The sequence below is a fragment of the Sphingobacterium sp. DR205 genome, from assembly GCF_011064245.1.
GTDB lineage: Bacteria > Bacteroidota > Bacteroidia > Sphingobacteriales > Sphingobacteriaceae > Sphingobacterium > Sphingobacterium athyrii.
The window spans coordinates 1151971-1178635 of sequence record NZ_CP049333.1 but is presented as its reverse complement, the minus strand read 5'-3'; the positions used below and the strand labels follow the sequence as shown (position 1 = coordinate 1178635).

The 26665-nt window shown below is 39.9% G+C and carries 15 protein-coding genes and 4 tRNA genes; 9 read left to right on the top strand and 10 right to left on the bottom strand.

The features are described from left to right. Positions 1 to 15: 15 nt before the first annotated feature. The 5 genes from tuf to G6053_RS04830 all read right to left on the bottom strand — a co-directional run bounded on the left by tuf (position 16) and on the right by G6053_RS04830 (position 1740). Complete coding sequence (gene tuf / locus G6053_RS04850; RefSeq protein ID WP_077437774.1) at positions 16 to 1200, bottom strand: elongation factor Tu; 1185 nt, start codon at positions 1198 to 1200, stop codon at positions 16 to 18. Positions 1201 to 1272: 72 nt separating this feature from the next. After that, positions 1273 to 1344 (bottom strand) — tRNA-Thr (locus G6053_RS04845). 95 nt (positions 1345 to 1439) lie between these two features. Beyond that, positions 1440 to 1512, bottom strand: a tRNA-Gly gene (locus G6053_RS04840). 48 nt (positions 1513 to 1560) lie between these two features. Further along, positions 1561 to 1641 (bottom strand) — tRNA-Tyr (locus G6053_RS04835). A gap of 26 nt (positions 1642 to 1667) precedes the next feature. Then, positions 1668 to 1740: transfer RNA gene (locus G6053_RS04830), tRNA-Thr, on the bottom strand. A gap of 325 nt (positions 1741 to 2065) precedes the next feature. Here G6053_RS04830 and G6053_RS04825 point away from each other — a divergent pair. Continuing rightward, positions 2066 to 3229: a BamA/TamA family outer membrane protein gene (locus G6053_RS04825; protein ID WP_108635853.1), complete on the top strand. Its 1164-nt coding sequence runs from the start codon at positions 2066 to 2068 to the stop codon at positions 3227 to 3229. 254 nt (positions 3230 to 3483) lie between these two features. Here the strand turns inward: G6053_RS04825 and G6053_RS30740 are convergent, their stop codons facing one another. The 5 genes from G6053_RS30740 to G6053_RS04800 form a co-directional block, all read right to left on the bottom strand. Then, positions 3484 to 4011: a hypothetical protein gene (locus G6053_RS30740; RefSeq protein WP_108635854.1), complete on the bottom strand. Its 528-nt coding sequence runs from the start codon at positions 4009 to 4011 to the stop codon at positions 3484 to 3486. A 267-nt stretch (positions 4012 to 4278) separates the two neighbouring features. Beyond that, positions 4279 to 5598: a HAMP domain-containing sensor histidine kinase gene (locus G6053_RS04815; protein WP_108635855.1), complete on the bottom strand. Its 1320-nt coding sequence runs from the start codon at positions 5596 to 5598 to the stop codon at positions 4279 to 4281. 3 nt (positions 5599 to 5601) lie between these two features. After that, positions 5602 to 6963: a sigma-54 dependent transcriptional regulator gene (locus tag G6053_RS04810; RefSeq protein WP_108635856.1), complete on the bottom strand. Its 1362-nt coding sequence runs from the start codon at positions 6961 to 6963 to the stop codon at positions 5602 to 5604. A gap of 31 nt (positions 6964 to 6994) precedes the next feature. Next, positions 6995 to 8377: a TolC family protein gene (locus G6053_RS04805; protein ID WP_146191113.1), complete on the bottom strand. Its 1383-nt coding sequence runs from the start codon at positions 8375 to 8377 to the stop codon at positions 6995 to 6997. A gap of 176 nt (positions 8378 to 8553) precedes the next feature. Next, positions 8554 to 9414, bottom strand: a complete 861-nt coding sequence (locus G6053_RS04800) for a TraB/GumN family protein (RefSeq protein WP_165305680.1) — start codon at positions 9412 to 9414, stop codon at positions 8554 to 8556. A gap of 322 nt (positions 9415 to 9736) precedes the next feature. Here G6053_RS04800 and G6053_RS04795 point away from each other — a divergent pair, with 322 nt between their 5' ends. From G6053_RS04795 to G6053_RS04760, 8 genes are all read left to right on the top strand, one after another. Continuing rightward, entirely contained in the window at positions 9737 to 10990 is a 1254-nt protein-coding gene (locus G6053_RS04795; RefSeq protein ID WP_108635859.1) for an HlyD family efflux transporter periplasmic adaptor subunit, read from the top strand. A gap of 83 nt (positions 10991 to 11073) precedes the next feature. After that, positions 11074 to 13449: an ABC transporter permease gene (locus tag G6053_RS04790; protein ID WP_108635860.1), complete on the top strand. Its 2376-nt coding sequence runs from the start codon at positions 11074 to 11076 to the stop codon at positions 13447 to 13449. A gap of 35 nt (positions 13450 to 13484) precedes the next feature. Then, positions 13485 to 15851, top strand: coding sequence for an ABC transporter permease (locus G6053_RS04785; protein WP_108635861.1), 2367 nt, complete (start codon positions 13485 to 13487; stop codon positions 15849 to 15851). 100 nt (positions 15852 to 15951) lie between these two features. After that, positions 15952 to 16635 (top strand): ABC transporter ATP-binding protein, encoded by a 684-nt coding sequence (locus G6053_RS04780; protein WP_104385115.1) that lies wholly within the window; start codon positions 15952 to 15954, stop codon positions 16633 to 16635. Between the two features lie 104 nt (positions 16636 to 16739). Then, positions 16740 to 19157, top strand: a complete 2418-nt coding sequence (locus tag G6053_RS04775; protein ID WP_108635862.1) for an ABC transporter permease — start codon at positions 16740 to 16742, stop codon at positions 19155 to 19157. A 34-nt stretch (positions 19158 to 19191) separates the two neighbouring features. Next, a complete protein-coding gene (locus G6053_RS04770; RefSeq protein ID WP_108635863.1) occupies positions 19192 to 21597 on the top strand; it encodes an ABC transporter permease in 2406 nt (801 codons plus the stop codon). Positions 21598 to 21645: 48 nt separating this feature from the next. After that, a complete protein-coding gene (locus tag G6053_RS04765) occupies positions 21646 to 24021 on the top strand; it encodes an ABC transporter permease (protein WP_108635864.1) in 2376 nt (791 codons plus the stop codon). A 210-nt stretch (positions 24022 to 24231) separates the two neighbouring features. Continuing rightward, the gene (locus G6053_RS04760) at positions 24232 to 26649 is read left to right on the top strand and encodes an ABC transporter permease (protein WP_108635865.1); all 2418 of its coding nucleotides are present in this window, start codon (positions 24232 to 24234) and stop codon (positions 26647 to 26649) included. Positions 26650 to 26665: the final 16 nt, after the last annotated feature.

The following is a 26665-nucleotide window of genomic DNA, read 5'->3' as shown; positions in this document are numbered from 1 at the left end:
GATCTTTATGAAAGACTAGATGATTTCAGTTACCTGACCAGCACCTACTGTACGACCACCCTCACGGATAGCGAAACGTAGACCTTTTTCCATAGCGATAGGAGAGATCAATTTAACAGAGATCGTAACGTTATCACCTGGCATAACCATTTCAGTACCTTCTGGTAAAGAGATTTCTCCAGTTACGTCAGTTGTACGGAAATAGAATTGAGGACGGTATTTGTTGAAGAATGGTGTGTGACGACCACCTTCAGCTTTTGACAATACGTAAACCTCAGCTTTGAAATGATCGTGAGGAGTTACTGAACCTGGTTTACAGATAACCATACCACGTTTGATATCAGTTTTCTCAATACCACGTAACAATAAACCTACGTTATCACCAGCTTCACCGTAATCTAAGATTTTACGGAACATCTCAACACCTGTTACTGTAGATTTCAAGTTCTCAGCACCCATACCTAAGATCTCAACTGGATCACCAGAGTTGATTACACCTCTTTCGATACGACCTGTAGCAACTGTACCACGACCAGTGATTGAGAATACGTCCTCGATAGGCATCAAGAAAGGTAAATCAGTCAAACGTGGAGGAATTGGAATGTAGTTATCTACAGCATCCATTAATTCCATGATTTTCTCAACCCACTCAGGCTCACCGTTCAATGCACCTAAAGCAGATCCTTTGATTACAGGGATATCATCACCTGGGAATTCGTAGAATGATAATAACTCACGAACTTCCATTTCTACTAAGTCTAACAACTCAGGGTCGTCAACTAAGTCAGTTTTGTTCATGAATACTACTAACGCAGGAACACCTACCTGGCGAGCCAACAAGATGTGCTCACGAGTTTGAGGCATAGGACCATCAGTCGCAGCAACTACGATGATAGCACCGTCCATTTGAGCAGCACCAGTTACCATGTTCTTAACGTAGTCAGCGTGACCCGGACAGTCAACGTGTGCATAGTGACGGTTAGCTGTAGAATATTCTACGTGTGCAGTATTGATTGTGATACCACGCTCTTTTTCTTCAGGAGCAGAGTCAATTGAATCAAATGAACGAGCTTCTGACAAACCTTTATCAGCCAACACTTTAGTGATAGCAGCTGTAGTTGTAGTTTTACCGTGGTCAACGTGACCGATAGTACCAATGTTTAAGTGTGGTTTACTACGGTCAAATTTCTCTTTTGCCATGTTTATGCGAATTAGTAATTATAAATTATTTCTATTTGTTATATACTCTTGCTTAACTTTTACACAAGTACGAGCCAAAGATGGGATTTGAACCCACGACCTCTTCCTTACCAAGGAAGTGCTCTACCCCTGAGCTACTTCGGCTTACTAAAAAACCTTATTTACGTATTAATGCCCCCACCTTTAGATACATTATTATCAAAGAAGATAGAGACTAAATTTAATACTTGAAAAATTTGAGCGGAAGACGAGGTTCGAACTCGCGACCTATAGCTTGGAAGGCTATCGCTCTACCAACTGAGCTACTTCCGCTTAATAACTAGAAACTAGAGTAAATCTAAACTCCAATTAAAAAAAGTGTGGAGGGAGAAGGATTCGAACCTTCGAAGCCGAAGCAACGGATTTACAGTCCGTCCCATTTGACCGCTCTGGAACCCCTCCAGACCTGTAACTTTCGTTACATTTAGAGCCTCTTATCGGGATCGAACCAATGACCTACTGATTACAAGTCAGTTGCTCTACCAGCTGAGCTAAAGAGGCTTCTAATATTTTTAAAATAACTTACGTTCTATCAACGCCAATCCGATAACTTTATCTTTTCAGCGAGTGCAAATATCGAATTTACTTTTGATTTTTGCAAGTTTATTTTTTACTTTTTTTTCATTTAAAGAACTAAGCAAACTTCGTTATTATGAACCGTTGTTCCCTTGTTTGCTGATGCAAAGATAGACACAAAACTCACTTTACAAAAATAATTGTCAAAAAAAAACAACACTTTTTGTCAATTATACTGATATGCAGCACAATAATTTTTAATTGACTATTTGCCTATTTTGGTTATTTGCCTAATGTGCTATCTTTGGGCATGCAAATTTTACCGCAATCACTTTCAAAACTTACCCGCTATACAGCGCTACTTGCACTATTTGTAGCTGGTAAAGGCGATTTGAAAGCTCAAAATATTATTCAAAAATTGAGTAAAAAATTTCTTTCGGCTGAAAAAGACTCCACCCGATCAGGCAGTTTTATGGTTTTACCGGCCGTTGGTTACGCCCAGGAAACGGGAGTAGAATATGGATTAGCGAGTTCATACAACTTTTACCTGGACAAGTCTGATCCCCATATCCGTACCTCCACAATGACGCTCATGGGGACGTTTACATCCAAACATCAGTCAAATTTTAAATTTCAAACTGATCTTTGGACAAAAAATAACGATTACCATTTCGTCAGTGAAATCCGATACCGCAACTGGCCATTTAATTACTATGGCATCGGCATGGATACCTGGAAGAAGGATGAAGAAAGGGTTGATCAAAAGCTATTTCGATTAAAACTGGAAGCTGAGAAAAAAGTCGGCAACCATCTTTATTCGGGCATCAATATACAGTACGATAATTTTTCAATCCGTAGCGATAGCAGCGACCATATATTCAATCAATCGGGTCTTATCGGAAAAGAGGGCGGTCAACAATTGCTGCTTGGCGTATCTCAATTATTTGACAACCGAGACAATGTTTCCTATAGCACCCGTGGTTATTATGCCAAATTGCGACTTGCTTACGCGCCTAAGTTATGGACCAGCACAGACTTCAACGGGGCAAACTTGGACATAGACCTTCGCGGCTTTATTCCATTGCATAAAAAAGTCACACTGGCACTTCAGGGGATCTTTCGCTCGACATTCGGGAAAACAGTTCCTTTCTATAATTACCGTGAACTGGGTGGCGACATGATGATGCGCGGGTATTACCTCGGTCGTTATCGTGACAAAAATTACCTTGCTTCCCAAGCGGAATTACGTTACCGCTTTCATCCTCGTTTTGGTATTGTCGGTTTTTCGGGAATTGGATCAACCTTTTCAAAAGAAAACAGCAGCAGATATGTACCGAGTTACGGTGGTGGCTTGCGCTACTTCTTTAGCTTAGAGCACAATAGCAGTATCCGATTTGATTATTCCTATGGTGAACAGAGGACGGGTGAGAAAAGACAGTCTGGTTTTTATCTATCTTTAAGCGAAGCTTTTTAATTAAAAACGGGGGAGCCTCAGCTGATGGCCTCCCTCTTTAGACCGCCTCCCTTTTCATAAATAGCAATAAAAGCATCTGATTGATGCTATTTTCGTTCTGTGACCACAATAAGTTTGACCCCAGGTAAAGTCCGCCTTTTTAAGTGAGCGTATTATGCTGATAAGATGTCCGCATTCCGGTCATAAAACGAAGCGGAAAACTTCAGAGACCTAATAAACTTTACGCAAAGCTTGTCGGAAGTAAAGAGAACAAACTAAAACCTGATCAGAAAATTTTCCTTTCGTTGTCCGGCCCTAAAAAAGACCAAACCAATTCGATACAGATCTATCGTGACAACCACGCGATCATCATCCCTAAGTTTGTTCCAATACTCTTCCCGTTCGACCGACAAATGGGGCTCGTTTACAATCAGCATATCGCGTTCACCGACAACAGCCAGAAAATCCAGATCAAGGTTTGTTTGGTCAATATAATAGATCTTCCTAAAAGAATAACTTCCGGCCTTCTGTTTAAATAGCTCCTCATAACTCGCTGGAGGCTCATCAGTCAAAAACATAAACTGATCATAGGCAAAAGTTTTTAGTAGACGGTCGACCAGCAGATATTTTTTTATCTCCACCTTCCCCCCCATGCTGACCTCACGGGGCAAGTTTAAGATCCTATCAGGATCATCCTGCTGATAAATTACTTCATCCACCAATTTATAAACAAACGGAGAATGTGTCCCATGACGGCTATGGGATATGAAATAATGGCGCCAGTACTTCAAGTGGTAGTTCATTGGCTGCAAACATCGAAAAATTTACGTTGATATACAATTTAATTCGTGCGCTATACCACACATTTCATCATCTACAGCCTTATAAAAGCACTTTTCGGATTCAAATTCCGGCAATAGTTGATCGTAGTTTTACATATAGCAATTTCGCTTTTACGAATTATTTCACATGGAACATTCAATTACAAAGACAGAAACAAGCCATTTAAGCCCCACCTGGAGCACAGGAAAATTTTACAGGTAAGAATATATTGTATTTGTGATAGTACGTTAAAATTGAAGTATAAAGGCACTGCCTTCTCCCTCCACACTGTTAAGAAAAATGGTGCCCTTATGTAGCAACATAATTTGCTTACTCAGCGTTAGGCCAACCCCAGTACCTGTTTTCTTTGTCGTAAAAAAGGGGGTGAATATCTGTTCCTGGAGATCAGCGGGAATTCCCGAACCATTATCTTCGATGCGAACCTGCACCTTGCCGTCTATTTCCAATGCGGACAAACTAATGTATGCGTCTTCCCTGGTCTTTACCGCATCGATGGCATTCAGCATCAAATTGATAATAACTTGTTCAATCAGATTGACATCAGCATAAAGTATCAAACGCGTATTCTTTAAGATAATATCGACATCAATATTTTTTTGAATCAATGTCGGCTCGAGCAGCTGATAGATATGTTCAAATAGCTGGGAAACCTGAATTGGTGCCAGCTGTGGCTGATCCACTTTGTTGATCATGCGGTAGCTTTTTGCAAAATGCAGCAGTCCTTCACTCCGACGTTTGATGGTGGATATACCTGTTTTTAGATCTTCAATATCCTCATGTCCTCTAAAATGATCCAAACGCCCATTGAGCGTTTCGGCCAACGAACTGATCGGCGCAATAGAATTCATGATCTCGTGCGTAAGCACACGTAATAATTTATGCCAGGCTTTTGTCTCGGTCTCGTCGATAGCTTCATTGATATTTTGATAAACGACAATACGGAATACGGCATCCTGGGTCTCAAAACTAGAGCTCTGGATCAACAATTTTATCTTTCCTTTGCTTGACTGAATGGGTTCCATCTGCTGTTGGCCATTGTCCAGCAGCATCGTTTTTTCATAGAGGTCAGGATTCTTCTTTTTTAACCCGGCGATATTCCCGAGGTGTGGCAGATGAAACAGCTGTTTAAAGGCATCGTTCACCCACATTACTTTTCCCGTGTCCATTTCATAGAAGATAATGGCCGAGTTAAGCATATTGATGACACGATCGAGGTACTGATGCTGTATTTCCTGCTTAATGCTAATTTCCTTATACGTTTCGTTAATCTGATTAAAAGCGCGGAAAAGCTGCCCTTCTACCGATTTTGGATTTTTAACCAAAAAACGTCGTGTGAAGTCACGATATTTGACTGCTTCGGCAAATTCCACAAGCTGCCTTTCCAAAAAATTATATTGGGCATACAGATTGAAACCAAGATACAGCATTATGCAAAAGATCAATGCAGCCTGCACGTACTCATGCTTCATCAACAGGTAGGCACCGACAACCGAAGCCGCCAAAAGCAAAATAATCTTAATTACATTTAAAACTTTTCCATGTCTCATAGACTAGATATCGTATTTCTCCAAACGTCTGTAGAGTGCGGCACGTGTTAGCCCCAGCTCCTTTGCGGCTTTGCTGATATTGCCGTTATAACGTTCGATGGCTGATTTGATGGCTTTCCGTTCCAATTCTTCCAGATTTTGGCTACTGGATACGGATTCAACAGCGACCTGCTCCACCTGTTGTTCAATGGGTGAGAAAAATAGATCATTTCCTGCAATGCTTACCTGATCAGCCATAATGACCGCCCGTTCGATACTATATTGTAACTCACGAACATTTCCCGGAAAATGGTAAGCAAAAAGCTTTTTTATGGCATCAGGTTCAAACCCCTCGATCCGCTTATTATATTTTTTGGCATAGATATCCAGAAAATGTATGGCCAATAGTCTAATATCTTCTCCTCTTTCACGTAATGGTGGCACCTGAATCTCCACGGTATTGATCCGATAAATCAAATCCTTTCGAAAACGACTTTCGTCAGCCAGGTGTTTCAGGGATACATTTGTCGCCGAAATGAGTCGTATATCCACAGGGATCGGTTGGTAAGAACCCAGCGGTGTAACCTGTCGATTTTGCAATACAGTCAATAGTTTGGCCTGTTGCTGCAAAGAAATATTTCCAATTTCATCCAGGAACAATGTGCCGCCATTTGCAGCTTCGAAACGTCCCTGACGATCCTCCCGAGCATCTGTGAACGCCCCTTTTTTATAACCGAAAAGCTCACTTTCAAATAACGTTTCTGTCAGCGCTCCCACATCAACTTTCACATACACCTGATCCGAGCGTAACGAGCGCCGTTGAATCGCCTGAGCAATCAAATCCTTACCTGTACCGTTTTCACCCAAAATCAAGATATTGGCGTCCGTTGGCGCTATTTTCTCCAGCTTATATTGCAGTTCGTCCATGACCGGGGAGTTACCGATCAGATCCGGAGTATTGCTTGAACGTAAAAGCGAATTTTTATTTTTCTTCTCTCTATTTTTCGATTCCGCCAGCACGCTTTCAATTGTGGCCAGCAACTGCTCATTTTCCCAGGGCTTGACCACAAAATCAGCGGCTCCCTGTTTCAGCGATTTTACGGCCAGATCTACGGCGCCATAAGCTGTGATCATAATCACATGAACCTGTGGAAACTTTTCCTTGATCCGCGACAACCAATATAATCCTTCATTTCCGGTATTGATGGTACTTTTGAAATTCATATCCAGAAGCACAAGGTCATAAGGCATTTTCTCCAAATGTCCAATCAGGTTTTCTGGATTAGATTCGACTTGAACATGGTTAACTTTAGGTTTTAGCAAAATCCTTGCTGCTGTGAGTAAATCTTGGTCATCGTCGACAACTAAAATAGATGCTTTTTTCATATTCCCTGGCTTCTTTCAGACACTAAGATAACTATAAATTTAACGAGCCTGCGTAATAATCATTGATATATTTTTGTAGCAACCATTCATACTGCTTGACAACCAACTGGATCTGGCTATTATCATACTTGGTCTTCGCCGTTAAAAATATAACGGAATTGCTGTTCCCCAGTTCGAATACAACTTTGGCAATGCGAAATGATTCGGCAAAGTTTGTGTTCTGCTCATGCAATTGCACAATATTATTACTGGCATTCTTAAGATTAAAAACCGCATTTGATGTTTCAGCTCTTAAATTATTTAGGGCAATCTCCCGTTGGAATTTAGTTGATTCTAAATCTAGTTTAGCTAATTTAACATCATTCCTTACTTTAAATCTATTGAATACAGGGATTGAAAGATTGAGCGAAACGTATTTCCCAACGTTGTTTTTCATTTGGTACCAATAATCCCCTTCCATTCCATTTTTGGAATAATTCGAATTCAATCCACCACTTAATGATAAAGAAGGCCAATAGGATGATTGTGCTATTTTGATATTCTTTTCGGCTGCTTTAATTTTCCAATCCAGTGCCGGAATATCCGGCAGGTTTTCCGTAGCCAATTTATAAAGTGTTGTAGCATCTACTTTTTGCGCGTCAGTTGTCAATTCCAATGCTTGTAGATCGCCCAGCTGTGCTTCGTCAATATTTAAAAAACCCGCCATTTTAACACGATTCATATAAAGAATCTGTTTATTGTTTTCGATAGAATTGATATCATTGGCAAGTTGCCCCTTCAGATCATAATAATCTCCGGGATTAATGGCGCCTTCCCTTTGCATTGCTTCGGCACGACGCACCTGTTCACGTGTCACCTCAGTCTGCAATTCAGATTGCTTCAAAACATCTTGTGCGGTCAGTACCTGGATGTAAGCTGTAATAACATCAAGTTTCAAAGCATTAACCTGAGAATCAAATTCAAGTTTTCCGGCCGTCTTCGCATCAGCTCGCATCCGGATATCATTTAAAATCCGAAATCCGTTAAATACCGGCACGCTAGCATCTAACGAGAAATTTCCAGAAGAGTTATTTCTGGTAATGTACTGATTTGTGGAGTTATCAACCGAACGTCCGGAGGTAAGACTGTGACCTAATCGTCCATTTAAATCAGGTAATCGGTTAGCCTTTGCTTGCGAAAGATTCACTTCTGCACGTTTAACAGCTAATTCATTCTGTAATAAAGTTGGATTGGCTTTTATTGCCAATTGGATACATTCAGTCAAACTACGTTTTGGTCGCTGATTTTCACTATTGACGGTTGATTCCTTGTTGAAGACAGCCTTCTCTTCTATTCCCTGCTCACTTTGTTGTGCGTCCACTTTCGCGTAAGCCAGCAAAAAACACAATGTACTATATATATAGATTCTCTTCATATCCACTTTTTGTTTCCAAACAGACCATCGCCATGCCAAATAACGAAAAGACTATATATCAAATAGATACAAAAAAAGTATTTTCAAAAATGTTCATTAATGAACAGTCGGTGTGCGTAGTTGGACAATATCAGGCAACACCCAATAAGAATAACTGTCAGTAGCACGATCGGGGATCAATTAATCGGAGACATCTGATATCCACGCTGTTGCAACAGATCAAATAAATTATTCTTATTGTCTGCCAAGTTTATTAGATCAACAGTAAATAGTACACCGCCTTTATCCGCCGCTTCAATTAGGGGACATAGTTCCTTTGCCCGAAGCATATCTGTTTCACTGGGCCGCAAAAACCTGCTCAATGAATAAAGGTCAATAATACCTTTTGTATCCTCTTGTTCATAACAGGCAGCCTTCTTCGCTAAATCTGCCTTCAATTCTGTTTCATTAGCGAGAAAATATTTAATCCGCTCAACTCTCCATTCATTGGGAACACCCAACAAGTTGGCAACCGAATGTTCAAAATCGACTAATTCTTTCACCTCAATCCCATACTGCCCCGCATATTCACTAAAGGTTTTTGCAATTACATTAGTTTTATTACAGTCGCCCGCGGCTTTTCTTTTCAATAAGTTTTCGATAAATACAGGAGTCATCTTATTCAACGTTTTTTCATCGATATTCATTTCACGCATTCGCTCCCGCAGTCGATCATATTCCTTATCCGTTAAAAATCCGCGAATAGATGGCTCTTTTTTTTTCAAAAACATTACTTCGGCACTTCGACTATCAGATTTCTTATTTGATAATGCTGACTCCATATAATATGTGTGGATATTGGAACGTAAACCAAGAATCCTATCCAGTAAAGACTGTGGAATATCACACAGATCTCCCGTGACTAATACAAAATATGAACTTTCAACATTTCCTTTTTTCTTTATTTCCCATAGCAAAGAATTTGTATTGTTAAATTGAGCGCTAGCCAAAAAAGCACTACATAGTAACAGGAGAAAAAAACAAACTTTCTTTATCATAACAGTCAATAATTAATTATTTAAACGGATAAAATTAATCAAAATTGATAAGATCGGGAAAGTTAAAAATTCCGTAACGGAATCATCTATCAATGTTGATCCACAAAATTATTAAAACAAAACGAGTCCTGCCACAACCTGTGGTTATATTAATAAAATCCCGCTATCCTAGCGGTAAAAAACTGTAGGCTGTACGTCTCCGTACAAGAAGTGTCCGCTATCGAACACCGAACGCAAAGGAAAACAAAATAAACAACTACAAATCAACATGTTAAATTATTGGCACAGCTTTCATAGTTAGATAGCAAATTGATATTAAATTATGGACAGACCTTTAGAAAAGAAGAAGTGGAATAGCAAACGTATACTGACCATCGTAGGGGTTGCTGGCATCGTTGGATTAATCGGTGCTAGCTTTTATTTTACCTCGGGCAAAAGCAAACTCAATGTAGAGGCTGACCGCATCTCCATAGTCGAAATAAAAAATGGTAATTTTCAGGAATTCATTCCGATAAATGGTACAGTGCTTCCGATCAGCAGCATCTATCTTGATGCTTCTGTGGGTGGTCGTGTGGAGGAAAAATTTGTTGAGGATGGTACTGTCTTAAAAAAAGGCGACCCGATTATGCGTCTATCCAATACAGATCAAGAGCTCACATTAGTTCAACAGGAAACTCAGGTATTGAACCTATTAACACAGTCGCAAATCGCCCAGACGAATGCGCAACAGGCATCTATCAACAATCGTAATCAAATGGCTGATGTAGAACAGGCCTATCGAGAAGCTGAACGTGTCTATAATCTGAATAAAAAATTACTTGCAGAAAAAGCGATAGGTACACAAGAATTCGAGAAATCGAAGAACGAATATAATTATCAAAAGGAACGTGTCCACTTGACCAAACAGATCCTAAAACAGGACGAGATCTCCAATGCGCAAAAGACCAATCAGGACAAGCAGACTTACCAGCGTACACAGAGTGCATTGGAGTTAATGAAAAGAAAAATTGGTGACCTGATTGTCCGGGCACCTGTCGATGGCCAGTTAACAGCTTTTGATGCCGAAATCGGACAGAATAAAAATGCTGGCGAGCGTTTAGGTCAAATTGACGTTTTGACCGGATTTAAAGTGCGTGCTGATATCGACGAGCATTATATTAACCGCATTTTTCCAGATCTCCAAGGTGAGTTTTCCATTGGTGACAAGACCTACAAACTTCGCATTAAAAAGGTTTATACACAGGTAACCAACGGTCGTTTTCAAGTCGATATGGAATTTATCAATGACGTTCCCAAAGGAATCCGCCGCGGACAGACTTTACAGATCCGTCTTGCCTTAAGTGATGAAACGAAAGCATTATTATTAGCTAAAGGTGGTTTCTATCAGCAGACTGGTGGCAACTGGATCTTCAAATTGGATAAAAATGGAGGCACAGCCTATCGTGTGGATATCCAACTGGGCAGACAGAACCCCGAATATTATGAGGTGATCAAAGGATTGCAACCTGGAGACAAGGTTGTCGTATCAAGTTACGAAACATATGACAAGGTACAGGAATTAAGTATTAAAAGATAAAATCGCATAGCGGTCATTAAAAAATTGAAATAGAAGAGACATCCAATCCTTTCAATATCCGCTATTATAAGAGCATAAGAAAAATGATAAAGAACGCGATCAAAACTGGAATTCGTTCCTTACTGACAAACAAAAAGTTTACACTTTTGAATATTGCTGGACTAAGTATTAGTCTGGCGGTCGTTATTATCATTGCTCTTTGGATTACGGATGAGCTATCCTTTAACAAGGTCTTTAATAATTCGAACCGGGTGTATGAACTTTCCGCAAACTTTGATAAAGAAAATGATCAATTTGTGCATGCTGGCCCACCACCGATTGCTATTTATGGCAAATCAAAAATTCCAGCTATTGAAGAAATCTGTCGTATAAGCGGGGGGCGGAATATACAGTTCAATAAAAACGAACTCATGACCTCGGAATATGGTGTGTATGTTGATAGTACCTTTAACAAGGTATTTGATAGTTCTATAAAGTTATTGGAGCCTAATAAGTTATTCCAAGGGAAACAGTCCATAGTCATTACAGAGAAGATTGCTAATAAATACTTTAAAAATGAAAACCCTTTGGGAAAGACGCTCTATTTAGAAGTCGATCCTATTCTGAAAACAGGTAAACAACCCTTTTTAATCACTGCTGTAGTCAACAACTTTCCAAGTAATAGTTCACTTAAGGCTGATTACCTATTGCCTTTTGAATTATTGAACAGCCTTTCCAAAGAACCATTGGATGAGAAATGGGGCAATTTTCAATATTATATCTATTTTCTGTTAAAACAAGATAGCAAATCAGCCCAAGTAGCGGAGCAATTGACTGCGATTCAAAAAAGCAATTTCCAAGGAAACCCATTGTATAGCAAATTCGCTTTCTTTCTACAAAAAATAACACAGTTAAATTTATACACCCCTAAGGGTGACAATAACGGTATACAGTCCATTTATATATTCGCGATCATTGCCTTTGTCATACTGCTGGTTGCCTGTATTAATTACGTCAATTTAGTTACTGCTAGAGCTACAAAAAGAACAAAAGAAATCAGTATACGCAAAATTATCGGAGCCAATAGAAGTCACTTATTTCTTCAATACCTTATTGAATCTGCTGTATTATTTCTGATTTCACTATTTATAGCAACAGCGATTGCTTATTTAAGTATTCCGTTTTTTAATACAATAGCGGAAAAGAATATTCAATTCAGCCTACTTTCTTCTGAATTATGGTATATCTTTCTGCTCACTTTTATAGCAACTGTATTTATCGCAGGAATCTATCCTGCAGTACTTTTTTCAAGCAGCAAGCTTTTGAGTCAATTAAAAAATAACAATACCTTATTTGGTAATAAAAATAATCTTCGAAAAGGTCTTGTTGTCTTACAGTTCTGTTGCACCGTGATACTTATTGTTACCACTTTTATTTTCGAAAAACAGCTCCGCTACATGCGCAACAAAGACTTGGGCTACGACAAAGAGAATGTCTTTCTATTTGAGCAGAAAAACTTTTTAACGCATTATGAGGCTGTCCGTAACGAATTACAGAAACAGCAGGGTATTTTAGGTGTAACGGCCGCCAGCAATGATATCAGTAACATCGGCTCCGAAACCGCAGATATCGATTGGAATGGAAAAAACCGCATGCAATCCAATTTCTTTATCAGCCGAGTTGCAATAGCTCCAAATTTCACGTCCGTATTGGATATCAAATTAACCGAAGGAAATGGTTTTAAAAACAACCCTTCAGATAGCAGCCATGCTTTGCTCAATGAAACAGCAGTTAAACAAATGGGGCTAAAGAATCCAATTGGACAAACCATCACTTTTCAGGGTAAACAATTGACTATTGTGGGGATTATGAAAGATTTTAATTTTAATGATCTTAAAACAGCGATAAAACCTTGCATATTTTTTTCAGGCATGGGTTATGCACTCGGTGGCATGTATGTCAAAACAAGCCCAGGGCAGGAAAAGCAAGCGTTGAGTGCTGTCCAAAAATTATGGAATAAATATAATCCCGAATCAGCATTCAATTATTCTTTTATGGACGAATCTTTTGATAAAATGTATAAAAAAGATGTTGTTCATGGAAAACTTGTCCAACTATTTGCCGCCATTACGATCTTGCTTTCATGTATTGGTCTGTCGGGACTTGTATTGTTCAGTACAGAAGCTAAACTTAAAGAGATCGGAATCCGCAAAACCTTAGGCGCATCCAAACAAGATATTGTCATGATGATCGGGAAAGATTATATGGTTCCCGTGATACTTTCTTTTCTTATTGCATTTCCCATTTCTTGGCTTATCATTTCAAACTGGCTTAACAATTTTGTTTACCGCACTTCAATAGATCCTTGGATTTTTTTACTGGCAAGCCTAATAACTATTTTATTGGTGGTCCTTACAGCAGGATCTGTTTCTCTGAAAGCGGCAATGATTAATCCAACGAAGATTTTAAGGGACGAATAGAAAAATACAGAACAAATAATAATACAAGATACACGATGATAAAGAACTTTATAAAAACAGCCTTTCGTAACCTTTGGAAAACCAAAGGTTATAGCTTCCTCAACATTTTTGGGTTAGCAATTGGCATTGCTGCGGCAGCACTGATATTTTTATGGGTAGAAAATCAGTTGAGTTATAATGATAACTTTCCCAATAAAAAGGATATTTACATCGTTAAGTCAAAACAGACCTATGATGGCGCAACCTTTGTGTTCGAATCAACCCCAGGTCCCCTGGCGCAAAATATAGCGAAAGAGATTCCGGGCATTAAACATGCTGTACGTATGACATGGATTAACCCAATGTTATTCTCTGTTGGTGACAACAATTTATTTCAAAATGGGTTATATGCTGACGCCTCCGTTGCGGACTTGCTTTCCCTTGAATTTACGGAGGGAGATCGTAAGACCGCATTTGACAAAGTAGATAACATCATTTTATCGGAATCTGGTGCGAAAAAATTATTTGGTAATCAACCTGCTCTAGGCAAAACAGTGAAGACTAATAACAAAGACCTTTACATCGTTTCAGCCATTACAAAGGACCTTCCTAAAAATAGTAGTTACGAATTTCAATGGTTAATTCCATTCAAAAAATTTGAATCTACCCAAGACTGGCTGACCAGATGGGACAATAATGGCATCCAGACTTTAATTCAGGTTGAAGACAATGCAAATGTTGATCAAATCAACAAACAGCTAATGAACTATGTCAAAAACAGAACCAATGGTGAGGTTACTTTTTCACAAAACTTCCTCTATCCAATGGAAAGATGGATTACGCATAACCGTTTTGATAACAGTGGAAATGAAATAGAAGGAAGCTTAAAAAATATTCGTCTATTCACCATTATTGCGTGGATCGTTTTGCTGATTGCCTGTATCAATTTTATGAATCTCGCTACTGCCAGATCCGAAAAAAGAGCAAAAGAAGTCGGTATGCGCAAAGTTGTTGGCGCAAGCCGTCAATCGTTGATCGGTCAATTTCTCGCAGAATCATTGGTCCTAGCCTCTATCTCCTCTTTAGTCGCTATTTTATTGGTCTATATCTGTATTCGGCCATTTAATACCATGATTGGCCAAGACCTTCAGGTCGATTTATTAAAACCGATGCATCTTGCCTTTGTTATCACAATTACTTTAATATGCGGACTATTTGCAGGAAGCTATCCCGCATTCTTTCTGTCCGCTTTTAAACCACTGTCTACGATCAAAGGAGCAAAGCAGAAAGCCGGGACCGGAAGTCTTATCCGCAAGGGATTAGTTGTGCTACAGTATACCGCATCAGTTGTACTGATCATTTGTACAATCATCATTTATCAGCAAATACAACACAACAAAAATAAAGACCTGGGTTTTGACAAGAGCCAGGTACTGACCACCGCATTGCAAGGGGACATGGCCAAACATCTTCCCCTAATCAAAAACCAACTCATCGCAACTGGACTAGTGGAGCAGGTCGGTGTCAGTGATGTGAGTATTCTCAACATTTACAATAATACCTCTGGTTTCAATTGGGAAGGAAAAGATCCCAACAAGAGTATTCTGATCGGCATGTTGCGCGCAGATGAAGGATTAGTACCAGCATTAGATCTTAAAATGTTTGATGGAAGAAACTTCCATGCCAACTTACTAGGAGACAGCACTTCGGTTCTTATTAATGAAACTCTGGCTAAATTAATCCGCAAAGATGGTCATGTTGTGGGTAGTATCCTTAATTACGGCGAAGAAAATTATACTATTGCCGGAGTCGTCAAAAACTTTGTTTATAACAACGTATATGCCGATCCAGATCCGATGTTATTTATTCCCTTGGTCAGAGAGAGCGGCCTATTAAATATCCGGACAAAAGCCGGAATTGATCTACCACAAGCTATTCAGCAAATTGAAAAGATTATTGTAAAAAATAATCCCGGATTTCCTTTCGATTACAAATTTTTGGATGAAACCTTCAATAGCAAATTTCAGGCTGAACTTTTTATACAACAGCTATCCAGCGTATTTGCCATCATATCTATTATTATTTCATGCTTAGGCCTATTTGGTTTAGCCGCCTTTGCTACAGAACAACGTGCCAAGGAAATCAGTATCCGCAAAGTACTAGGAGCGTCAGTTTCTGGGCTTATCCAGATGCTCAATCGCGAATTTATTATCCTTATTGGTATCTCCTGTATTATTGCTTTTCCAATTGCCTGGATTTTTATGCACAAATGGCTGGCAGACTACGCGCATCATATCACAATTTCCTGGACAGTTTTTGTATTGAGCGGACTAGCCGCAATAGTAATAGCTTTATTGACGATCAGTTCACAGGCCTTTAAAGCTGCAATTGCCAATCCTACCAAAACACTCCGAGACGAATAAACAGAAAAATAAACACTATAAAGAATATTTTTAAACAGAATAATAACTGCCCAAAGCTGCTGCCAAGGGCCCAAAACATAAAACCATGAGCGCAAAAAATATGATTAAAATAACCAATCTTCAAAAGTATTACCGCACGGAAGAAGTGGAGACTGTGGCATTGAACAATTTGAACATTCACGTAAAAGAGGGTGAATTTGTCGCCGTGATGGGTCCATCTGGTTGCGGCAAATCCACCCTGCTGAATATTATCGGTTTATTGGATGATTTGGATGAGGGAAGCTACCTGTTCAACGAGATTGAAGTCGCCAAATTCAAGGAACGTGGCCGTTCGGATTTGCGTAAGCACAATATTGGTTTTGTATTTCAGAGTTTTAATCTGATTGATGAGCTGACCGTATTTGAAAACGTGGAACTTCCTCTTGTCTATACCAACGTACCTGCTGCAGAACGCAAGAAACGTGTCGAGGAAGTATTGGAAAAAGTACAGATCATGCACCGTCGCAACCACTTTCCGCAACAGCTTTCCGGGGGACAGCAACAGCGTGTGGCCGTTGCCCGTGCGGTCGTCAATAATCCGAAATTAATTCTTGCCGATGAGCCTACCGGTAACCTGGATTCCAACAACGGTAATGAAGTGATGCAACTCTTAACCGAATTGAACGAAGCCGGCACAACCATCGTGATGGTAACCCACAGTGAGCACGACGCCAAATTTTCGGATCGTGTCATTCGCATGCTGGATGGACAGGTTATTATGGAAACAACATCATTAGGATCCTAGTAAAGCTAGCGGCCCATTTTAAGGACAAGAAATGTTCTTAAAGATCTAAAGCGCTTACCAATACAGGATCAAGAGCTATTAAACGAGTTTAAAGTTATAAAACGATGAAAGGTTTAAAATTAATTTTAAGACAATGGGGACGTAACCGTCTGTTTACCTTCCTTAATATCATCGGTCTAGCGATCGGGATCAGCGCAAGCTGGATTGTATTTCGGATTGTCAACTACGAATTCAGTTTTAACCAGAATCATCCCGGCAAGGAACGGATTTATAAGCTTTACTCCGCCTTTAAGGAAGGTGAAAATATCCATCGTTTTGATGGGACTCCCTACCCGCTTGGTACTTACCTCGGGAATAATTTAAAGAAAGATCTGACCGGATTGGAATTGGTTGCACCGATCGCTAATCGATCATTTGAAAGCATCAAGGTTAAGCGTTCCAACAATGAAACCTTGGAGTTCAATGAGCAGGACCAAATTATTTCTGCTACTGCGGACTATTTTAAACTTGTTCCCTACAAATGGATTGTTGGTAATCCGAATACCGCACTCAAAAACAACAATGAGATCATCCTGACGGCCTCACGTGCAAAACAATATTTCCCCGATGCAGACTTAAAATCCCTTCTCGGCAAGACAATGCAATACGATGATCAGCTCCTTACCGTGACCGGAGTTGTCGCCGACTTAGACTACCCGAGCAGTTTTATCTCCAAAGAATTTATCCGTGTAAACCCCAATCCTCAGGAAGCAGAGAATTGGGAAAATTCAAGTTCAAATTTCCATGTTTATGTTAAATTAACTGAAACCGGAAGTCCCGCGCAAGTAATTGGCGCTGCAACCAAAAAGTTCAATGAGATGGTCGGAGAAAAATTCAAACAGTACAATATAACGGCTGGTTACGAATTAGCTCCGCTTACTGAATTACATTTCAATAAATTCGTCTTAAACAGCAGTGACAAGCAGGTCATGTATGGACTTATTGGCATTGCGGCATTTTTGCTCATACTGGCCAGCATTAATTACATCAACTTGACGACAGCCCGTGTTCCCGCCAGGGCCAGGGAAATCGGCATCCGAAAAACATTGGGTGAGCAACCCCGGCACCTGACATTGTCTTTTATCAAAGAAACATTTTTTACCTGTCTATTTGGGCTATTATTCTCCTGGCCATTGGTCAAGATATTTGAACTTACCTTTAGTTCATATCTCCCGCAAAATATAAATGCCTATTCAGATGGTTTATCTGTTTTTATCTTTCTATTGGGTCTTATTATCCTACTTACGTTGATTTCCAGTCTGTATCCAGCCTACCTTATTAATAAAGTCCATGTCGTCGAAGCCATAAAAATACATGCAACCGATAAAATTTCCTTTGGTGGTATTTCACTCCGCAAGATTCTCATTGTATTTCAATTTGTGATCGCCCAGGCTTTTGTCGTACTGACAGTGATCATGGGTTTACAGTTACAGCATGCTTTACACAGTGATGTTGGCTTTCAGGATGATGCTGTTATTACCCTCAAACTGCCCTATAAAAAAGCAGAAGATTCAGGCAAAAGTCCGTTTCTTTTGAAAGAACTTCTCCAAAAATATCCTGAAATCGACCAGGTTTCGCTAGGACACCTCCCAATGAATAACGACCAATGGGGAAATAATATCATGATGCAGAGCGATACCGGTCAGATCTTGGTCAATATGCCTTTTAAATATATTGAAGAAAATTACCTGGATGTATTCCAAATGAAATTACTGGCCGGGCGGCCCCTCAAACTTTCGGATACAACATCAGGAATACTGATCAATCAAAAGGCCATTAGTAAGTTTGGATTTAAAACTCCGGTGGAAGCACTCGGAAAAACCGTAACTGTAAACGATCGTCCAACCACAATTGTAGGCATACTGGCCGATTTCCACAACTTTAATCTCCATGCTCCATTAGAACCCCTTGCTATGCAAATCTCAACCAACAAGGGCACGCTGCAGAATATTAATATCAAATTAAATGGAGACCCTAAAAAATGGCACCAGGCGATTGCATCTATAAAGACCGAATGGGAAAACGTATATCCAAATGCACCATTTGCCTACCAATTTTATGATCAGCGGATCAAAGAGCTGTATGAGAAAGATTATCGCTTTTATAAAATAATCAATTTGTCAACATCCATTACCATTTTGCTAAGTTGCCTGGGATTGATCGGATTAGTGACACTTACTACGCATCAGCGGACAAAAGAAATCGGTATACGGAAAATTCTGGGCAGCACGATCAGTGGGATCGTGTTATTGTTATCCAAAGATTATATCAAACTTATTATAATTTCAATACTCATCGCCACGCCGATTGCCTGGCTGGCGATTGACAAATGGTTAACAGACTTTGCTTTTAAAATAGAGCTCAGCTGGTGGATGTTTATTGTTCCGGCGATAGTAACTATTGGCGTAGCATTTTTAGCCATGAGCTATCAATCCATCAGTGCTGCCCGCGCAAATCCGGTGGATAGTTTAAGGGATGAATAAAAAGCATTTTATAAAGAATAAAAACTGAATTGTAATGAGTAACGTGAAATTGATTTTTAGACAACTCTGGCGACATCGTCTTTTTACATTTCTGAATGTATTGGGACTTGCCATTGGTATAAGCGCCTGTTGGTTTATTTTTCGTATTGTCAATTATGAATTTAGTTTTGACCAACAACATCCAGACAAAGAGCAGATTTACAAAGTATATTCGCATACACAACAGGAGAATGAAAGCGGGGATTTTGACGCAGTACCATTTCCCCTTCCTTATTACCTGAAAGAGAACTCGCAAGATGTCGAATTGGTTGTACCTTATTATAATCGTTATTTTGAAGTCGTAACACCGGCTTCCAAAAGTGAAACGCCCACAGAATTTTCCGGACAGGAAAAGATTTTTGCAACAACTGCCGACTATTTTAAGATGGTACCCTATAAGTGGCTTGCCGGAAGTCCGCATCAGCTTTTCAAACTCCAAAATGAGGTCGTTCTTACCGCATCACGCGCGAAAGCCTATTTTCCCAAGCTGCAAAATCAGGATATTATAGGCAAGACCATTTCTTATGATACGACACAGTTTATTGTATCTGGTATTGTAGAAGACCTGAGTTATCCAAGTACTTTTATTGGTAAGGAGTTTATCAAAATACCTGATCAGGATCCGAACCTAAACAATTGGATGATGCTGATGAACTATTATCAGCTATTCGTCAAAGTCAAATCCACCGATCATCTCAAAAATCTAGCCCATACCATCGATCAAAAAGTATTGCAGATGAATGGCGAAGAATATAAAAAAGAGAACTACAAACAAACCGTTCGTTTTTCGGCATTATCTGAGCTTCATTTTAACCCTATTATACAAAATCACAGCAATATCAAGGTGCTTTATGGACTTATCGGAATAGCTGCTTTCCTACTTGTATTAGCTGCTATCAATTACATCAATCTAAGTACGGCGATGGTACCTATGCGCGCACGCGCTATCGGTATCCGAAAAACACTGGGTGAACGGGAAATTTACCTGACCAGAAGCTTTTTGACAGAGACTTTTTTGATCGCGCTATTCGCATTATTTCTTTCCTGGCCATTGACAAAAATGATGGAATTGCTGTTCAGTGATTTTATTCCTCCAGACCTCAACAACTACAACGACCAGTTCAATCTGTTGTTATTCATCATCGGATTGCTCGTCTTAATTACATTATTTGCAGGAATATATCCATCGATACTGATCAACAAAGTAAGATTGATCGACGTGATGAAAATAAAATCACTGTCAAACAATTCTAACAAAGGGGTATTTCTCCGTAAAGGTCTGATTATCTTTCAATTTGTAATTGCACAGATTTTCCTTATTGGCACTTTCGTGATCAGCATTCAGATCAAACATATGCTCAAAAGTGATTTAGGCTTTAATCAAGATGCAATTGTCACCATATCAATTCCAAATAGAAATGCTGATAAAGCGACAACAGATCCATTTGTTTTCAAGCAGGCATTAGCTAAATATCCCGAAATCAGCCGTGTTTCCTTGGGGCATTTTCCTATGGACAATAGTTATTGGGGCAATCCGATTCGCAAATATGGCGAAGAGGAAAGTAAAAATCAGTTTATGCAATACAAATTTGTGGATCAGGATTACATTGACCTTTACCATATTAGGTTACTCGCCGGTCGTAAACTGTCGATGTCCGACACAAGTTCGGGTATTGTAATTAATGAAAAAGCCATGAAAGAATTAGGATTTAAAAACGCTGACGAAGCAATTGGACAGGCTGTTGTATCCCGCGACAAAAACGTTAAAATTGTTGGTATCATAGCCAATTTTCACAGCAAAGATCTCCACCAACAATTGAATCCCATTGTGATGGAGGTTTCGACCAATAGAAGCCCACTCGGACATATTAACGTTCGCTTGGACAATGATCCTAAAAAATGGCCAACTGCATTGGCAAACCTCGAAAAAGAATGGAAAAATATCTATCCACATGCAAAATTCAGCTACCGTTTTTACGACCAGGAGATCAAGTCTCTCTACGAGACTGACATGCGATTGTCTAAGATTATCAATCTGGCAACAGCGATCACCTTATTGCTGAGCTGCCTCGGCCTCGTTGGTCTAGTCACGATAACAACTGTACAACGCACAAAAGAAATTGGAATCCGGAAAGTATTGGGAAGTTCGGTTACCGGTATTATTGGCTTACTGTCCAAAGATTACATAAAACTAATCATCATTTCAATATTGGTATCAACACCAATTGCCTGGTGGGCCATGAACGAATGGTTACGTGATATTCCATTTAAAATTGAAATACAATGGTGGTTATTTTTTATCCCGGCAATACTCACGATAATGATCGCATTTATGACATTAAGTTTCCAATCATTGCGGGCTGCCCGCGCAAATCCGGTGGATAGTTTAAGGGATGAATAAAACAGTAAAGAAGCTCAATAGTAATCAATACAATAAACACCTATCTCTATGATAAAGAATTATTTAATAACAGCAATCAGGGAATTAAGGAAAAGAAAATTCTATACCGCTATCAATATATTAGGTTTGTCGGTCAGTCTTACTGCCTCGATATTAATTATTCTCTGGGTACAGGATGAACAAAGTTTTGATAAATTCCATCCAGACTATGAGCATATCTACAAAGTCAATTCTCATTTAGATCCCGAGCATAATGGTTCTATATGGGAAAATTCTCCTGGTCCGATCGGAAATTATGCACAAAATATACCCGAGGTAGACTATGCAACGCGTATTTCACAGGACCACAATACGACGCTGGTCAATGATAAGCTAAAACGTCCCGTAACGGATATGAACATCTACTATGTTGACAGTAATTTTTTCAACATGTTTCATTTTCCGTTGCAAGAGGGCTCCCTTTCAGGTTTTCAGGCAAATTATAAACAAGCGCTTATCACCCCATCGACAGCCGAAAAACTTTTTAGTACCCAGCAGGCTATCGGAAAAACTTTCCGTTATCAGAAAGATCTCTTTACCGTGGCGGGTATCCTAAAAGATCTCCCGCAAAACTCCTCAATTCAGTTCGACGTCGTTATCCCGCTAGGTTATCATGCACAGCGATTTACAAACTGGGGCGGTAATGGCAAATGGAAAACAATAGATGAAGACATGGGCAATTACAGTTTTTCAACCTATGTTAAAGTCAAACCCAACACTTCTGCAGCACTTATCGGAAAATCTATCACAGACTCCTATACCAAAGCCCGTAACGGCGAAAATTCGACTGTATTTGTTTTAGACCCGTTAAAAACCATGCATTTAATTGCTCCTGACGGTAATAAATCAACGCTTCGCATGGTGCAGATTTTTGGGATTATTGCCGTATTGCTGCTGGTCATCGGTGCGGTAAATTATGTCAATCTGAGCACCGCAAGAGCATTGGATCGGGCGAAAGATGTTGGTATCCGCAAAATAATCGGTGCCAACCGTCTCCACCTATTCTTACAATTCATCACGGAAACAATCGTTGTATTCCTTTGCTCGCTGCTGATAGCTTTTATCCTTATATTCATCCTTCATACAGGATATAATCAGATCGCACAAAAATCAATCAGCTTTTCCTTCCGTAATACGGCAATATGGCTATACATTGGAATCGCAATTATAGGGACACTGGGTCTGTCCAGCATATATCCTGCGATACAACTTTCATCATTTAATCCAATCCATTCGTTAAAAGGAAAATCCGTAAAAGGGGTTTCTTCAAATACGATGCGTAAAATATTGGTGGTTTTCCAATTTACACTCTCCGTGACACTGATTGTATGCACACTGGTGATCCGAAACCAATTGGCTTTTATCCAAAAGATCAATCTCGGCTATGACAGAGATCATGTCATGACTCTTGGTCTTCCGGAAGAAGCCTATAAACATATGGATGCGATACGGACCGAACTCAAAAACAACAACGCTATTCAGGCTGTCTCCTTGTCCGGCGTTTACAATATGACGGATTTCGGAAATGCAACCGGAGATATAGACTGGCCAGGCAAGTCCAAAGACAACAAACTGATTGTTGCTCAGGCAACCATTGATAAGAATTTTATTCCATTGATGGGTATTCAATTTCTGGAAGGAGAAAACTTTACCGGTATGCCGGCTGATTCGTCTGGATATGTCATCAATGAGACCTTAGCGAAACAAATGGGCTTAAAACCGCCTTACGTGGGATCCAACATGAGTTTTCATGATGTTCCGGGACAAATTATCGGTGTGGTAAAAGACTTTCACTTCAAATCCATCAAAGACAGAATAGGACCGATGGTCTTTTGGACGCGTTATGGAGCAGGTACTTTATATGTCAAAACAAGTACGACAAAAGCTCCTGAGGCGATTAAGGCATTAGAAAAAATTTATAACCGTTATCCTTCCGATGCTCCATTTAACTATACATTCATCGATCAGCAGTTTGACAATTTGTATAAATCGGAGCGCCGCACTGGCCTGTTATTCAACATTTTTGCGGGCATCGCAATTTTTATATCCGCTTTGGGTCTGTTTGCACTGGCAACTCACGAAGCACAAATGCGCATAAAGGAAATCGGAATCCGCAAAGTACTCGGAGCAAGCACCTTTGGTGTCGTCAGACTACTGGGCAAAAATTTCGTGATCCTCGTTTCCATTGCCATTCTGATAGCATGCCCTATCGCAGTTTACCTGATGAAACAATGGTTGAGCAATTTTGCCTATAAAACAGATCTGGACGTACAAACGTTTGTCCTGGGAAGTATTTTGGCCTTGCTGATCGCAATTATCACCGTTAGTTATCAGGCCGTTCGCGCAGCTTTGAGCAACCCAGTAGATAGTCTAAGAGATGAATAAAAGAAGCTCAATAGTGATCAGAGAAAGTGATGGGTATCAGAAATGATCCCATTACGATCTCTACACGATTATTTCATTAACAAACAAGAGGCATTGGCCAACCTCATACATAGTTTAAAAGATGATTACATAAAATAATGAAGAGCTCATAAGGCAATCTTACTAAAAACAAATAACATACATAACTGAATAAATCAAAAAACAGCAACCATGATACAAAATTATATTAAAATAGCCTGGCGCAATATTCTCAAGAATAGAGGGTATGCCACCATAAATATCATAGGCCTTGCCATTGGCCTTTCTTGTTGTTTACTAATCGTTATTTATGTACAGCATGAACTCTCGTACGATAAATATCATCTCAACAAAGACCGCATTTATCGTGTCGTACATGACTATAAAGAAGTCGGTAGCACATCGCAGCAGCAGATCTGGGGGAATGCCCCAATTGGTGAGGCGCTGAAAGCTGACTTCCCAGAGATAGACAAGATCGTTCAATTCTCTGGGCAAACGTCCATCCTACTCAAAAAAGGAGAAAATAGGTTCCAGGAAGAAAATGTATTTTTCATGGATTCAACGGCCTTTGATGTATTCAGCTGGAAAGTCCTTGCCGGAAATCCACATACAGCACTAAAAAATGCATATTCCGTTGTATTAACAGAAAGCACCGCTAAAAAATATTTCGGCGACCAGAACCCTATCGGCAAAACCATTGAAGGTGGGCTCGCTGCTGGCCGCGCAGATGCAGGTTTATATACCGTAACTGCTGTGATGGCAGATGTGCCGGCCAACTCACACTTTACCTTCGATGCTCTGCTCTCAATGAGTACATTCCGAAAAGCAAGACCAGATGTCTTTGAAAAAGAAGGCTGGGGCTATGTGGACTTTTACACCTATTTTCTCGCCTCAAAAGACTTTGATCCCGTAAAATTCAATCAAAAAATACCTGATTTTCTCAAGCGACATATCCCGGTGCAAGAAAATGCCAATTCTAGATACAATTTCCATCTCGAACCCATGCTTCAGGCTTATATGCATTCTACGGCAGATCGTCAACCCGGAGCAACTGGCAGCTATCAAAATTTGTATATTTTTACGATCATCGGCGGGTTTATTCTACTGATTGCCTGTGTGAATTTTATGAATCTGGCTACTTCCAGATCCATGGAACGTGCCAAGGAAGTTGGTGTCCGAAAAGCAATCGGCGCTAATAAAAGTAATCTGATTCTCCAATTTATGTCCGAATCGCTGGCTCTTGTCTTTTTCAGTGGATTATTGGCAATTGTTCTAGTACTTGCTTTTCTCCCTTTTTTAGAAGCATTTTCTGGAAAACACCTGACTTATTCATCATTAATGAACGGTACTACTTGGTCAATATTTCTTTTGGCAACAACTGTCACCGGACTTTTAGCGGCAAGTTACCCAGCATTGATCCTGGCAAGCTTTCAACCAATTAAAGTCCTTAAAGGAGCTTTTAGCAGCAGTAAGGGCGGGACATTGTTACGTCGGGGTCTTGTCGTCTTCCAATTCTGTCTCTCCATCGCACTGATTGCTGGTACCGTAATCGTATTTTCGCAATTGAATCAACTGCAACAGCAGGATCTTGGATTTCAAAAAGCACAACGACTAATCATCGACTATAATTTTGACGAAAAAGTCAACAACAATTTAGAGGCAATCAAAAATACACTTGCAAAAGATAAAGATGTGCAGTCGGTGACAGCTTCACGCACCGTACCGGGAGCATTTTTTCCAAATGCCGGAACAGAGATTATGTCGACAGATGGCAAAATGACCGATTTCGCTCCATCCCTATATGAGGTAGATATAGACTTTATCCCCAATATGGGCATCAAGATGGTTGCGGGAAGAGCCTATTCACGTGATTTCCCAGCAGATACCGCTCATTCACTCGTTATCAACGAATCTGCGGCCAAATTATGGGGCTACTCAAACCCACAGGACATTATTGGAAAACAATTCAGACAATGGGGCAAAGAAGGTACGGTCATCGGTGTTGTAAAAGATTTCAACTACCTTTCTTTACATCGTAAAATTGAACCCCTAACCTTGCGTCTTGAACCGGGTAGCAGCCGTTATCTAGCCGTTAATTTACAACATGTCAATCAGCAAACGATCGACAGAATCGGTAAATTATGGGCTGAACTCGCTCCCCATCGTCCCTTTTTGTACAGTTTCTTAGACGATAATTTTAACCGTCAATACGAAGCCGATTATAATTTTAGAAGACTCTTTACCGCATTTTCAAGCCTTGCCCTTTTCATTGCTTGCTTAGGTTTACTTGGACTTGTGACTTATACGGCGCAACAGCGCACCAAAGAAATCGGGGTGCGGAAAGTTCTCGGTGCATCCATCTATAATTTAGTGCTATTGCTTTCTTCCGATTTTATCCGACTATTGGTCATCGCAATCTGTATCGCCACACCATTATCGTGGATAGCGATGAACAAATGGCTGGACAATTTTGCGTACCATATTGAACCAAAATGGTGGATGTTTGCTTTTGCCGGATTGTCAGCTGTATTCATTGCCCTGATCACCGTTAGCTATCAAACATTTAAAGCCGCTAAAGCTAATCCAGTAGACAGTCTGAGAGATGAGTAAGTAACATAATACAAAA

Coding starts and splice junctions, on each gene's coding strand:
- tuf (WP_077437774.1), bottom strand. CDS start 1,200: ATGGCAAAAGAGAAATTTGACCGTAGTAAACCACACTTAAACATTGGT.
- G6053_RS04825 (WP_108635853.1), top strand. CDS start 2,066: ATGCAAATTTTACCGCAATCACTTTCAAAACTTACCCGCTATACAGCG.
- G6053_RS30740 (WP_108635854.1), bottom strand. CDS start 4,011: ATGAACTACCACTTGAAGTACTGGCGCCATTATTTCATATCCCATAGC.
- G6053_RS04815 (WP_108635855.1), bottom strand. CDS start 5,598: ATGAGACATGGAAAAGTTTTAAATGTAATTAAGATTATTTTGCTTTTG.
- G6053_RS04810 (WP_108635856.1), bottom strand. CDS start 6,963: ATGAAAAAAGCATCTATTTTAGTTGTCGACGATGACCAAGATTTACTC.
- G6053_RS04805 (WP_146191113.1), bottom strand. CDS start 8,377: ATGAAGAGAATCTATATATATAGTACATTGTGTTTTTTGCTGGCTTAC.
- G6053_RS04800 (WP_165305680.1), bottom strand. CDS start 9,414: ATGATAAAGAAAGTTTGTTTTTTTCTCCTGTTACTATGTAGTGCTTTT.
- G6053_RS04795 (WP_108635859.1), top strand. CDS start 9,737: ATGGACAGACCTTTAGAAAAGAAGAAGTGGAATAGCAAACGTATACTG.
- G6053_RS04790 (WP_108635860.1), top strand. CDS start 11,074: ATGATAAAGAACGCGATCAAAACTGGAATTCGTTCCTTACTGACAAAC.
- G6053_RS04785 (WP_108635861.1), top strand. CDS start 13,485: ATGATAAAGAACTTTATAAAAACAGCCTTTCGTAACCTTTGGAAAACC.
- G6053_RS04780 (WP_104385115.1), top strand. CDS start 15,952: ATGATTAAAATAACCAATCTTCAAAAGTATTACCGCACGGAAGAAGTG.
- G6053_RS04775 (WP_108635862.1), top strand. CDS start 16,740: ATGAAAGGTTTAAAATTAATTTTAAGACAATGGGGACGTAACCGTCTG.
- G6053_RS04770 (WP_108635863.1), top strand. CDS start 19,192: ATGAGTAACGTGAAATTGATTTTTAGACAACTCTGGCGACATCGTCTT.
- G6053_RS04765 (WP_108635864.1), top strand. CDS start 21,646: ATGATAAAGAATTATTTAATAACAGCAATCAGGGAATTAAGGAAAAGA.
- G6053_RS04760 (WP_108635865.1), top strand. CDS start 24,232: ATGATACAAAATTATATTAAAATAGCCTGGCGCAATATTCTCAAGAAT.